Source organism: Edaphobacter sp. 4G125, from assembly GCF_014274685.1.
GTDB lineage: Bacteria > Acidobacteriota > Terriglobia > Terriglobales > Acidobacteriaceae > Edaphobacter.
Genome location: NZ_CP060393.1, coordinates 3382783 through 3393883, shown reverse-complemented (window position 1 = coordinate 3393883; position 11101 = coordinate 3382783). Strand labels below are relative to the sequence as shown.

General features: G+C 53.5%; 12 protein-coding genes. 5 read left to right on the top strand and 7 right to left on the bottom strand.

Features of this window, described 5'->3' with window-relative positions; translation table 11 throughout:
* Positions 1 to 9 precede the first annotated feature (9 nt).
* A complete protein-coding gene (locus H7846_RS14040) occupies positions 10 to 294 on the bottom strand; it encodes a hypothetical protein (protein ID WP_186692900.1) in 285 nt (94 codons plus the stop codon).
* Positions 295 to 582: 288 nt separating this feature from the next.
* Between H7846_RS14040 and H7846_RS14035 the strand changes: the two genes are divergently transcribed.
* On the top strand, positions 583 to 2073 hold the full coding sequence (locus H7846_RS14035; protein ID WP_222597513.1) for a hypothetical protein: 1491 nt from the start codon (positions 583 to 585) through the stop codon (positions 2071 to 2073).
* On the opposite strand, the gene H7846_RS14030 is transcribed toward H7846_RS14035, so the two are convergent.
* The 3 genes from H7846_RS14030 to H7846_RS14020 all read right to left on the bottom strand — a co-directional run bounded on the left by H7846_RS14030 (position 2070) and on the right by H7846_RS14020 (position 5050).
* Complete coding sequence (locus H7846_RS14030) at positions 2070 to 2846, bottom strand: DUF2076 domain-containing protein (RefSeq protein ID WP_186692896.1); 777 nt, start codon at positions 2844 to 2846, stop codon at positions 2070 to 2072. The genes H7846_RS14035 and H7846_RS14030 overlap by 4 nt on opposite strands.
* A gap of 227 nt (positions 2847 to 3073) precedes the next feature.
* Complete coding sequence (locus tag H7846_RS14025; RefSeq protein WP_186692894.1) at positions 3074 to 4315, bottom strand: vWA domain-containing protein; 1242 nt, start codon at positions 4313 to 4315, stop codon at positions 3074 to 3076.
* A 63-nt stretch (positions 4316 to 4378) separates the two neighbouring features.
* On the bottom strand, positions 4379 to 5050 hold the full coding sequence (locus H7846_RS14020) for a class I SAM-dependent methyltransferase (RefSeq protein ID WP_186692892.1): 672 nt from the start codon (positions 5048 to 5050) through the stop codon (positions 4379 to 4381).
* Positions 5051 to 5292: 242 nt separating this feature from the next.
* Between H7846_RS14020 and H7846_RS14015 the strand changes: the two genes are divergently transcribed.
* Entirely contained in the window at positions 5293 to 6018 is a 726-nt protein-coding gene (locus H7846_RS14015; protein WP_186692890.1) for a DUF5995 family protein, read from the top strand.
* Here H7846_RS14015 and H7846_RS14010 read toward each other — a convergent pair.
* The 3 genes from H7846_RS14010 to H7846_RS14000 are packed head-to-tail and all read right to left on the bottom strand — an operon-like array spanning position 6015 to position 8671.
* Positions 6015 to 7535: a sigma 54-interacting transcriptional regulator gene (locus H7846_RS14010; protein ID WP_186692888.1), complete on the bottom strand. Its 1521-nt coding sequence runs from the start codon at positions 7533 to 7535 to the stop codon at positions 6015 to 6017. The two genes, H7846_RS14015 and H7846_RS14010, sit on opposite strands and share 4 nt — an antisense overlap.
* A gap of 46 nt (positions 7536 to 7581) precedes the next feature.
* A complete protein-coding gene (locus H7846_RS14005; RefSeq protein ID WP_186692886.1) occupies positions 7582 to 8301 on the bottom strand; it encodes an MgtC/SapB family protein in 720 nt (239 codons plus the stop codon).
* A gap of 22 nt (positions 8302 to 8323) precedes the next feature.
* A complete protein-coding gene (locus tag H7846_RS14000; protein ID WP_370561277.1) occupies positions 8324 to 8671 on the bottom strand; it encodes a tetratricopeptide repeat protein in 348 nt (115 codons plus the stop codon).
* Between the two features lie 26 nt (positions 8672 to 8697).
* Here H7846_RS14000 and H7846_RS13995 point away from each other — a divergent pair, with 26 nt between their 5' ends.
* From H7846_RS13995 to rapZ, 3 genes are all read left to right on the top strand, one after another.
* On the top strand, positions 8698 to 9219 hold the full coding sequence (locus H7846_RS13995; RefSeq protein ID WP_186692884.1) for an acyl-CoA thioesterase: 522 nt from the start codon (positions 8698 to 8700) through the stop codon (positions 9217 to 9219).
* Positions 9220 to 9240: 21 nt separating this feature from the next.
* Entirely contained in the window at positions 9241 to 10074 is an 834-nt protein-coding gene (locus tag H7846_RS13990) for an Mrp/NBP35 family ATP-binding protein (protein WP_186692883.1), read from the top strand.
* An 81-nt stretch (positions 10075 to 10155) separates the two neighbouring features.
* Complete coding sequence (rapZ, locus tag H7846_RS13985) at positions 10156 to 11046, top strand: RNase adapter RapZ (protein WP_186692881.1); 891 nt, start codon at positions 10156 to 10158, stop codon at positions 11044 to 11046.
* Positions 11047 to 11101 lie beyond the last annotated feature (55 nt).

The following is an 11101-nucleotide window of genomic DNA, read 5'->3' as shown; positions in this document are numbered from 1 at the left end:
GTTCGTTTGCTACTTCTTGGAACCGTCGGTAGCGCAGCCGCCTTTACCTTTGCAGCTGTTCTTGCCTTTGCAACCGTTATCGCTGGTTTTGCAACCGCCTTTGCCCTTACAGTCGTTTTTGCCTTTACAGGAGTGCTTGTCTGTATCCTGCGCCATCATGGAGGAGGATGCGAGCGCGGCTTGCCCGAGCTGCGCGCCATTGTGGAGGCTGGAAGCATGAATGGGAGTGGCGGAACCACTAAGCAGTCCAGTCACAGCTGCGCTCAACATCATTGCTTTAAAAGAATTCTTCATAGATTCTCCTTGAATTGGATGGGCAAGCTGCTTCCCATCTGCCCCGTTAGATACGAAGCGTGAAGAAGGGTAACAGTTTTTTGCAGAGAATTTGTCGCGGTTTTTGTCGTTGAAGAAACGCGGAACGCACCCAAGAAAGTGTGCATCCAACTGATGGTGAACGATCTTAAGAGAGATACAGATTTGAATCTACCTGCTTCTCGTCCCCCTAAAAAACGAGGGTTTTGGGGATGGATTGCAATTTCTGCACTGCTTTTGATTATTGCTGTGGCTGCCACTGTGGAATGGATGATGTATCGAGCAGAGCCGATTCTACGAGGAAGGATTGTTGAGACTCTCAGCACACGTTTCGATAGCCGGGTGGAAATGGAGGGGTTTCATGTCTCCGTATTAAAAGGCCTAGAGGTTTCCGGAGATGGGCTTCGTATCTATCCACCCGATGATGTCGTGGCAGCGGGTGCAAGTGCCCCCCTGATTGCTCTAAAGCATTTTGCCTTTCGTGCAAACGTAACGGGGCTATTTTTGAAGCCAATGCGTATTGGAACGGTTCAGGTCCAAGGGATGACGATTAGCATTCCCCCTAAGGAGATGAGGCAGCAGGCTTCTAAAAAGGATCGTCACCTGGGAAAGATCAAAATTATTGTGGACGAAATTGATTGTGATGGGTCGAAGTTAATTATTCAGACAGCAAAACCGGATAAGGACCCCAAAGAATTCGATCTGCAGCATATCGTGATGCATAACGTCGGGCCAAATGATCCCTGGCGATATGATGCGACACTTGTGAATGCAATCCCAACGGGAGATATTCATGCAGTGGGGACGTTTGGACCGTGGGTGAATGAGAGTCCGGGGGATTCGAGCGTAACCGGAAAATATACGTTCGACCATGCTGATCTCGGCACGATCAAGGGAATTGGAGGCATCCTTTCTTCTGTTGGAGAGTTCAATGGTCAATTGAACCGCATTGTGGTGGACGGGACCACGGAGACTCCTGATTTTTCCCTCGATACTGCAAATCATCCTGTACTACTGCACACAAAATTTCATGCGATCGTGGATGGGACAAGCGGAGACACCTACCTACAGCCGGTGAACGCGAGGTTGGGGGAGTCGAATTTCACTTGTACAGGCGCGATCATCAATGTGAAAGGGAAGGGACACATCATCGATATCGATGCGAATGTCCCGAATGGCAGGATTCAGGATTTTCTAGAGCTGGCGGTGAAACAACATCCGGTTCTGATGTCTGGAAGACTGTCAATGAAGACAAAGCTGCATATTCGACCTGGCGATGAACGGGTGATCGAAAGGATGGGACTTCGCGGAGCATTTCAATTACGTGCGATTCACTTTACAAATCCGGAGTGGCAGGACAAGGTGGATATGCTGAGTCTGCGTGCACGCGGCCAACCAAAAGAGGCAAAGCCGGGGGCGGAAGACGTAAGCTCGCTGATGAACGGACAGTTCGTTATGGGAAATGGAAGTTTACGTTTCCACGAATTGTCCTATAGCTTGCCTGGAGCAGATGTGAATCTGGCAGGGGTGTATTCGTTAAATGGCAGCGATTTGGACTTTAGTGGGAATGTAAGGACAAAAGCCGCACTATCGAACATGGTGGCGACATGGTGGAAGTCGTGGCTGCTGAAGCCTGTCGATCCGTTTTTCAAGAAGCATGGTGCAGGAGCGGAGATCCCGATCAAGATCAGCGGCTCCCGCGGAGCACCTAAGTTTGGCCTCGATCTGAAGCACAAGGATAAGTCGCCAGATAGCGATTAGAAGCTGTTGTCGTCGCCGCCCGAATCGAAGCCGCCACCATCGTCACTAAAATCGGAGCTGTCGTCGAAGGACGATGTGTCATCGTCGTAGCTGCCGGAGTTGTCGTCACCGCTGTCCATGAAATTATTTCCATGATCATTGGAGTCGACTGCGTGTGAAAATGCGGACTCGCCTCTGCGGTCTTCAATATCCGGCGAGAGATGGTTTTCGTGATCGCGTTCGTTACCGTCTCCGTAGTAGTTGTTGATGATCTCGGGGCGATCGGAATCGCCGAAGCTACCGAAACCTGGTCCATAACCTGCGGCGTGTCCGAAGCCGTGCATCAAGCCCTCAATACTCTCGAAGGCGAGAGCGCCTGCAGCTACTCCAGCTGCAGTCTGCATGGCTCCGCGGAGAAATCCGCCAGATTGTGGCGCTCCATAACCTACAGCGTAGCCGGGGGCAGGGACGTACTGTGGCTGAGCATATTGCGGCGGTGGAGGTGGTGGCGGAGGAGCGGGACGGGCAGGCTCTTCATTGCGCCCTAGAAGGTTACCGAGAAAACTACTCGAGCGCTGAGGCTGCTGCTGGCGAAGCTGATCAAGCTGGCTCTGTGCCTGATCGAGTGCATACTGCTGCACGAGTACGGTTTGAGCGAGGATGTAAAGAGCATCGGGATTTTTCCCAAGCGTCTGTTGCAACATCTCTTCAGCGTCAAAGTCTTTTTCCTGAAGCTGGGTCTGGTTGACGCGTTGGATCAGACCTTGAAGCATCTGTTGTTCCTGGGGTGTCATGGAACTCCTTTTACGCATACGAAGCCGATGCGCTGGCATGTATGACGCAGAAATATACGGAAAGGATAGAAGAAGGGTTCCAGCTCTTTTGTGAAATATTGCTCTATTGTTGAGAGCATTGGCGCTTCGGGAAGAATACAGGGACCCTCGCTGATGGCTCAGAATGACGGACGGAAATTATCCTTCTAGTGCTCTGTTTTCATGGACGCAAAGCGGACATCACCCCTCTAGTGCACCGTCTTCATGCGGCGGGACATGAAATCCATGAGCAGGTAGTTGCCGAGAGTCTGAGGGGTGGTGAAGTAGGCCTTGCCGCGGCACATGGAGCTTACCTGTTGAACGAACTGCATCAAGGTAAAGTCGTTGGCCAGCATGAAGGTATTAATCATGATGCCGGAGCGTTTACAGCGCGAAACTTCTTCCAGAGTTTCTTCGATGACCAGCGGATCGAGTCCGAAGGCGTTCTTATAGATTCGTCCGTCGGCCAGCGTAAGAGCCGAGGGCTTGCCATCGGTAATCATCACGATCTGCTTCATATCTTTGTTCTGTCGAGCGAGAATACGCTGCGCCAGACGCAGGCCGTCCTTGGTATTGGTGTAGTGCGGGCCAACCTTGACGCGCGAGAGCTGGGAAACGGGAATCTCTTCGGCGGTGTCATGGAAAAGAACAAGATTTAAAGTGTCGCCGGGGAATTGGGTACGAATGAGGTGAGAGAGCGCCATCGCCACGCGCTTAGCCGGGGTGAAGCGGTCTTCGCCGTAGAGAATCATGGAATGCGAGCAGTCGAGCAAGACAACGGTTGCGCAGGAGGATTGATAGTCCGACTGATGAACGTGCAGATCGGAGTACTCAATGTTGAGTGGAGTGTGTTCTTCTCCTTCGACTGCGGTGCGGATCCCTTCACGTGAAAAGACGCTCGAAAAGGTTGCAGTGATGTCGAGATTGAGCGAGTCCCCGAATTCGTAAAGTTTGGAAGAACCGTTGATCTCTACCCCGGAAGCTTCGTGGCGGGTATCGTGACGGCCTAGATTGGATTTTCCGAGAGGGCCAAGAAGATCGCGAAGGGCCTTGTAGCCAAGAAAGTCCATGCCCTTATCGGTGACCTCGAAACGGGCATTCTCGTTGGCTTGTCCGAACTCACCCTGACCCTGCTGAGGCATCTCGGCATTGATAAGGTTTTGCTCCTGCATCTTCTGGATAATCTTGTCGATTAACTCTTCGATCTGATCTCCGCTGAGCGATTCGAACTTTTCCTGTGCTTCTTCGTCGAAGAGTTCACCGGATTCAAGGGCCTGACGAATGGCCTCACGCAAATTCTCCAGCGTTTGGTCGTTGAACTCGCTGAAGTTGGAGTAGGGGTCGTTGAAGCCGGAGTCGAGCAGAAAATCGGAGAGGGCCTGCATCAGGTCTTCAAGATCGAAGCTGGACGAGAGATCTCCGGTGAATTTGGTATACCGAACGCGCTTCATAAGATCGAATCCCCTGAGCTGCTTTCAGATTAGACGGTTTCGATGGAAGATGCGATTCATCGCTCAGGGACGTGTGCCGGAAAAGACGGCAAAGCGGTTTTCTTTGTACCAGCAATCGGCGTCGGCAAATCCCGCCTCCCGCATCCAGAGAAGCTGGTTTTCTACTGTGGCGCAACGATCTTCCTGCTGACGATAGAGGGAATCGATGATCTGCTGTTCAGTCGCTCCCGCAGCGCGAACCTGTTCGAGCCAGAGGTCCTTATAGCGTGTCTCCAATTCCGGAGTGGGACCTGCGACCTGTTCTGCATTAATAAAGACTCCATTTGGAAGCAACGCACTATAGGCTTTGCGAAAGATGGCGCGCTTTCCATCATCTTCAAGATGATGAATCGAAAGGGAGGAGACGACGGCGCAGAGCTGGTGGGGAAAAGGCTCCGTGAGGTAATCCGCCTGCGAGTAAGTAATCAGCGGATCATTTCCCAGACGATTTTGCGCAAGAGCCAGCATGGAGCCGGAGAAGTCCATGAGATGGATGTTTGCTTTGGGGAATCGATCGCGAATGAGCTGAGTGTAGAGTCCCGAGCCAGCTCCAAGTTCGAGAATGTTCTTCGCATTTACAGGGATCAGATCGATGGCCCAACCGTAGAAACGGTCGCAACCGGGAATCAGACGAGAACGATCGGCATCGTAGGTGGAAGCGGTTGCGTTGAAGACCTGCTGTGTGAGATTCGCCATGAAAGAGGAATCCTCTTTCATGATAATAATCAATATTTATTGATGTAACTATTTATATAACAAACATGAATGCCGGTATTCAGATTGATTTTTTAAATGCGGGACAAATTGCAGGCTCTTTGGCTCTGCTCCCTGCGGACCTGCCCCAATGAGGCTTTGGCTCTGTTCGTGACCTCTGTATGCTGGTTTCTGTTTTGGACGCTATCAAAAAACGTGATTGCAAATGAGTGGGAGGTTTATATATGGCGGTGGCTGTAGAGGACCAGGCGTTGTATGGGGTTGTGAGTGGAGTTGTCCCGACGACAGTGGAGGATGTGATCGCTCTGATGGAGAAGATTGATGCTGTCCTGGAGAATGAGGATGGACTGAAGTGGTTCAACCAGCTTTATTTGAGAGTGACGCAAGAGGTAGATACACGGCCTCCTGCTGGTGGATGGAAGGATGCAGGCTGGCTATTGACGCTGGATGTGGTGTTTGCAAACTTCTACTTTCGCGCGGTCGCAGGTTCTCTGAATGGAGAAGATGGAGTGCCGAGCTCGTGGCAGACCGTGATGGAGTCGAGGCGCAGAACAGGGATCGATCGAATCCAGTTTGCGCTGGCAGGAATGAATGCGCACATTAATCATGATCTGGCGTATGCGCTGCTGGAGACAGATCGGCAGCGCGGCGTGGTACCTGTGATTGGAAGCTCCCAGTATGCAGACTATGAGGCGGTCAATGATCTGTTGCGGAAGTTGATGCCGGAGGAGTTGGAGATGCTGGCAACGGACAAGTTGGGTGTGCTGGCACAGGATACGGGCAAGGTGGGAAGGCTTTTGGCGTTCTGGAATATATGTAAGGCGCGGGAATTGGCGTGGCAGTTTGCAAATTCACTGCGGTTGCTGCCGGAAATAGTGCAGGCAAACGTTGTGACGACGCAGGACCAGATGACGGGAGTGGTAGGGAGAGCAATTCTGGCGTTGGCCTAGTTGAATCCTCTCCGCGTGCGGTTTCTGGCGTTGTACTCTTCCTGCTCGCGCTCGCGCATCCGCTCGGCGTACTTCGAGGCCTGGTCGACGCGCTGCTTCTTCTCGGCGGCGGAGAAGATGCGCTCCTCGGCTCGGCTAATGCGTTTGTGGGCGGTCATGCCTTCTAGCAGGAACTCGGCTGCGCTTACAGCAACTTCAGGCGCGGTTTTGCCATTAACATGGAGGGGTGAGAGCTTTTCGAAGAGCCCCTGGATCTGTTGCAGCTCAATCAATGAGGTCGCGGTTGGCTGGGCATCGTTGAGCTGTACGGTTCCACCAAGATTGAACCATTGTTCGATCTGCTGGGTATCGGTTCCGGCGAAGTATTTATCGAAGACGTGAGCGACGGCGACGCGAATAATCTCGCGGACGACAGTATCAGCACCGCGCATCTCGCCTTCGTATTCGAGCTCGATCTTGCCTGTGATACCAGGAAGCGCAGCATAGATATCGCCAACACGCGGAACAACTCGCTCTTCGCTGTGGATCAGAGCGCGTCGCTCTGCATTCGAAAGTACAAGCTCCATCGTTGTGATAGGGAGACGTTGAGAGACTCCGCTACGCTTGTCGACTTTCTTATCTTCACGAGCCGTAAAGGCGATCTGCTCGATGATCTGGCGGATGTAATGCGGGATCTCGATCTTCGCGGCTGGACGGTTCGACCATGCCTCCTGTTCAGTGATCCGGATGCCCTCTTCGATGTCCTCGGGATAATGGGTGCGGATCTCTGAGCCGATGCGATCCTTGAGCGGGGTAACGATCTTGCCGCGAGCGGTGTAGTCCTCGGGGTTCGCACTGAAGACGATGGCGACATCGAGAGGAAGGCGTACAGGGTAGCCCTTAATCTGCACATCGCCTTCCTGCATGATGTTGAAGAGGGCGACCTGAATCTTTCCTGCGAGGTCGGGAACTTCGTTGATGGCAAAGATGCCGCGATTGGCGCGTGGCAGGAGGCCGTAATGCATGGTTAGCTCGCTGCCAAGGTCCTGATTGGAGCGCGCGGCCTTGATGGGATCAATATCGCCGACGAGATCGGCTACGGTGACATCTGGCGTGGCGAGCTTTTCGACGAAGCGGTCTTCGGGAGTAAGCCATGCGATGGGGGTGTCATCACCAAGCTTGGAGATCAGGTCGCGGGAGTACTTGCTGATTGGTGCGTATGGATTGTCGCGAATCTCGGAGCCTGCAACATAAGGGGTATGCGGATCAAGCAGCGATGTGAGTGATCGCAGGATGCGCGACTTGGCCTGACCGCGCAGACCGAGCAAAATGAAGTTGTGTCGCGAGAGGATAGCATTCACGATCTGCGGAACAACTGTGTCCTCATAACCGACGATGCCGGAGAAAATGTTTTTTTTGGTGCGAAGGCGAGAGATGAGATTTTCGCGAAGCTCATCCTTCACGCTGCGGGCCAGCCGCTCGGGGGTGTATTCGCTGTTGCGGAGAGCGCCAAGTGTTGCGGGAAGAGAGTTCGCCATGGTGAAAGTATAGATGTTCGTTACTCGCCCGGGGGTTCATGGGCATTCAGCCACGCCAGCAAAGCAAAGAGACGCAGGGAAGTGCAGCCAACTCCCGCATCAGTTCCGGGGTTCTGGGATGCTCGTGCCCCACCTGGGGCCATTGCAGGTTGCATTCGAGCGTGGAAAGCGCGGAGTCGTGGTAGCGGACAGTCCATTCTTCAATGGAATAGCCGGCGGCCTGAAGTCGTTGTCGTAGTTCTTCTTCTGTTGGGAAAGACTTTGTGTCGTCGGCCTGCGGCTCGTCAAATTGCATGGAGAGTGAGCCTGTGCGGTGAGTGGGCATGTGCATTTCCACCCATTTCAGGGTCCAAAGGATAAAGAAGGCAAGTGCTGTGCCAACGAGGGCCAGCGTCAACTGACCTCCTCCGAACAGCAGACCCAGCACTGTGACGTACCACATCGTAGCTGCTGTTGTAACGCCGCGGACGAGGCCATCTTCTCTGCGGAGAATGGCGCCTGCTCCGATAAACCCTATGCCAGACAGGATGCCCAGAGGCAGGCGCATTAAATCAAGCGTGATGAAGGAGGTGGAAGCCCTGCCGGTGGTGCTCATCAGCAGGTTGGCCTGCACCATCGCTAAGGTCGCAGCCAGGCAGACGAGCATGGTGGTACGAATGCCAAGACTTTTGCCTCGTTCATCACGGTTGTAACCGATTAGAAAACTGGCTACAGTCGCGAGCAAGATCCTGAGAGCAATCTGTTCCCACGTTACGGTAACTGGCATTGTTACTCCTTCAAATATGAGGTCAGCGGCTCAAGTCTTCTTGAAGCGCCTCCATTTCAGCCAAGGCATGTTGATTTCCAGTACGGTTGGCAGCAGCGATGCCACTGTTAAGCCGTTCAAGAGCCTCTTCCGTACGGCCTTGTTTGGCTAATGTCTGGGCTGACATCTGGTATCCCGGAACATAATCAGGATTATGTGCAATCAGAGACGTGAATTCAGTAAGGGCTGCATCGACGTTGCCATCGGAGAGATGAGCCATGGCAAGACCATACCTGGCGAAGGCATCGGTGGGATTTTGTTCAAGCACCTGGGTAAGGAGGGCAATTCTGTCCATGGCTTTGATGGTGCGACGAGGGGCGGAAACTTGCAAGTCGCTCAACGATTTACACTGGGAGAATGAGCGAAGTCGTCGTGACAAGAACGGTGAGCGAATCGCAGTCTGAACGCAGCGAGATTATCTTTCCGTCGGATGCGAATGCATTGGGCAACTTATTTGGCGGCAGATTGATGCAATATATCGACCTGGTTGGCGCAATGGCTGCAAGTCGTCATGCTCGCGCGATCACGGTAACGGCGAGCATGGATCATCTGGATTTTGTCGCGCCGGTTCGAGTGGGAGACCTGCTCATCCTGAAGGCAAGCGTCAATCGGGCCTATCGTACTTCAATGGAAGTAGGTGTAAAGGCGATGGTGGAGGATGTTCGCCAAAACCATCTTCGACATGTCTCTTCGGCGTATCTGACGTATGTGGCGGTCGATAAGGACGGTAGCAGACTGGTTGTTCCGCAGGTAATTCCGGAGACGGAACATCAGAAACGTCGGTATGAGGATGCAGGTCGTCGTCGCGAGATGCGTGCCGGCGAGACACAGCGCAAGAAAGAGATACGTGCCGCACTCGGCGATGACTGGCACGTCTAGAGAGAAATTAGGAGAAACAATATGGGACATATGGGAGCAGGAGTTCCGCAGGGGCCACAGCCTCTACCGGGAGTAGCGCATGTCGTAGCGGTCGGTAGCGGCAAGGGCGGCGTAGGGAAGACTACGGTGGCAGTCAATCTCTCGGTTGCTCTGGCAAAGCTGGGATACAAGGTTGGGCTGATCGATGCGGATATCTACGGTCCGAACGTGCCGACCATGATGGGAGCCACGCGACAGCCGAACGTTGTCGAAGAGAACCGCATCGAGCCGATTCTGGCGCACGGGGTGAAGTTCATTTCAATCGGACTGATCTCGCCCGGCGACAAGCCGCTGGTGATGCGTGGACCGATGCTGCACCAGATCATCCGTCAGTTTCTGCAGCAGGTGGAGTGGGGGGAACTGGACTTTTTGATTATTGACCTGCCTCCGGGAACTGGCGACGTAGTTATTTCGCTGGTTCAGACGGTCCCTTTGACGGGCGCAGTCGTGGTTTCGACGGGTTCCAGCGTGGCGCTGGAGGATGCTCGTAAGGCGCTGGAGATGTTTCACCAGGTGAAGGTGGATGTTCTGGGCCTTGTCGAGAATATGTCTCAGATGACACTGCCAAACGGCGAGGTGATCGACGTCTTCGGTGCGGGTGGAACGGAACGCACCGCTGCGCAGTTCGGGTTGGATTTTCTGGGAGGGCTGGACCTGAATCCTTCGATCCGTGAGGGTGGAGATCGTGGTTTACCGGTTGCTCTGGCAGGGCCGGAGTCGAAGCTGGCCAAGGAGTTTTACGATGTGGCTCGGCGGGTGGCTGATAAGGCGAAAGAGGCTGCCTCGAAGTCTGAGAATGTCTTCGAGATCAGCTAGTGTACCCTCTGTCCCTCGATTGCTCTCGCTTGTCTCTAAAGGGTTCTCCCGAATTGCATGACTGGTGCTAGGATTCCAGTCATGCGCGGGAAGAAAACGCAAAAGACATCCAGGGCGGGCAGCAAGGAACTGGTCATCCTGACAGGACTTTCTGGTTCCGGGAAACTTTCTGCTTTAAAAACATTTGAAGATCTTGGTTTTTATTCGGTTGATAACCTTCCTCTTGAGTTAGTGCCGCGCTTTGCAGACCTGGTGCGGCAATCTGCTGAGATTGAACGCGCTGCCCTGGTGGTCGATGTTCGGGAAGGGATGAAGCTGGATGAGTTCCCAACGATCCTCAAAAAAGTTCGACGAGTTCTGCCGACTCGTGTCCTCTACCTTGAAGCCAGCGACGACGCCCTGATTCGGCGGTTTTCTGAGACCCGTCGGCCGCATCCGATGGGGCGTAGCGATACCGTTGTCCAATCGATTCGAGCGGAACGGAAGCGGCTCGATCCGATCCGGAATGTGGCCGATATCGTTCTGGATACGACGAAGTTTACGGTGCATGATCTGCGGGCGCATATCGGTGCACAGTTTGAGCGAGAAGCAAACGATCGCAACCTGACGATCTCCTCGAACAGCTTCGGGTTTAAAAACGGCGTTCCTTCAGAGGCGGACTTGGTCTTCGACGTGCGATTTCTACCGAATCCTCATTTCGTGCCAGAGTTTCGCAAGCTGACGGGAAAGCATCCCCAGGTCGCGAAGTATGTCCGCGACTTTCCGCAAACGGCAGAGTTTCTAGAGAGAGCGACGGAGATGCTGAAGTTTCTTCTTCCGCACTACATCAAGGAAGGCAAAAGCTATCTCACGATTGCCTTTGGATGTACAGGCGGCCAGCACCGTTCCGTCTTTATTGCGGAAGAGATGAAGAAGAGGCTCTCGGCTGCGGGATACCGGGTGAAGACCCAGCATCGGGATATGCCGCGTTAGCCGCATTCGCCAAATACAATAGAGAGATGCCCAGGATGAAGATTTCCAGGAGAGT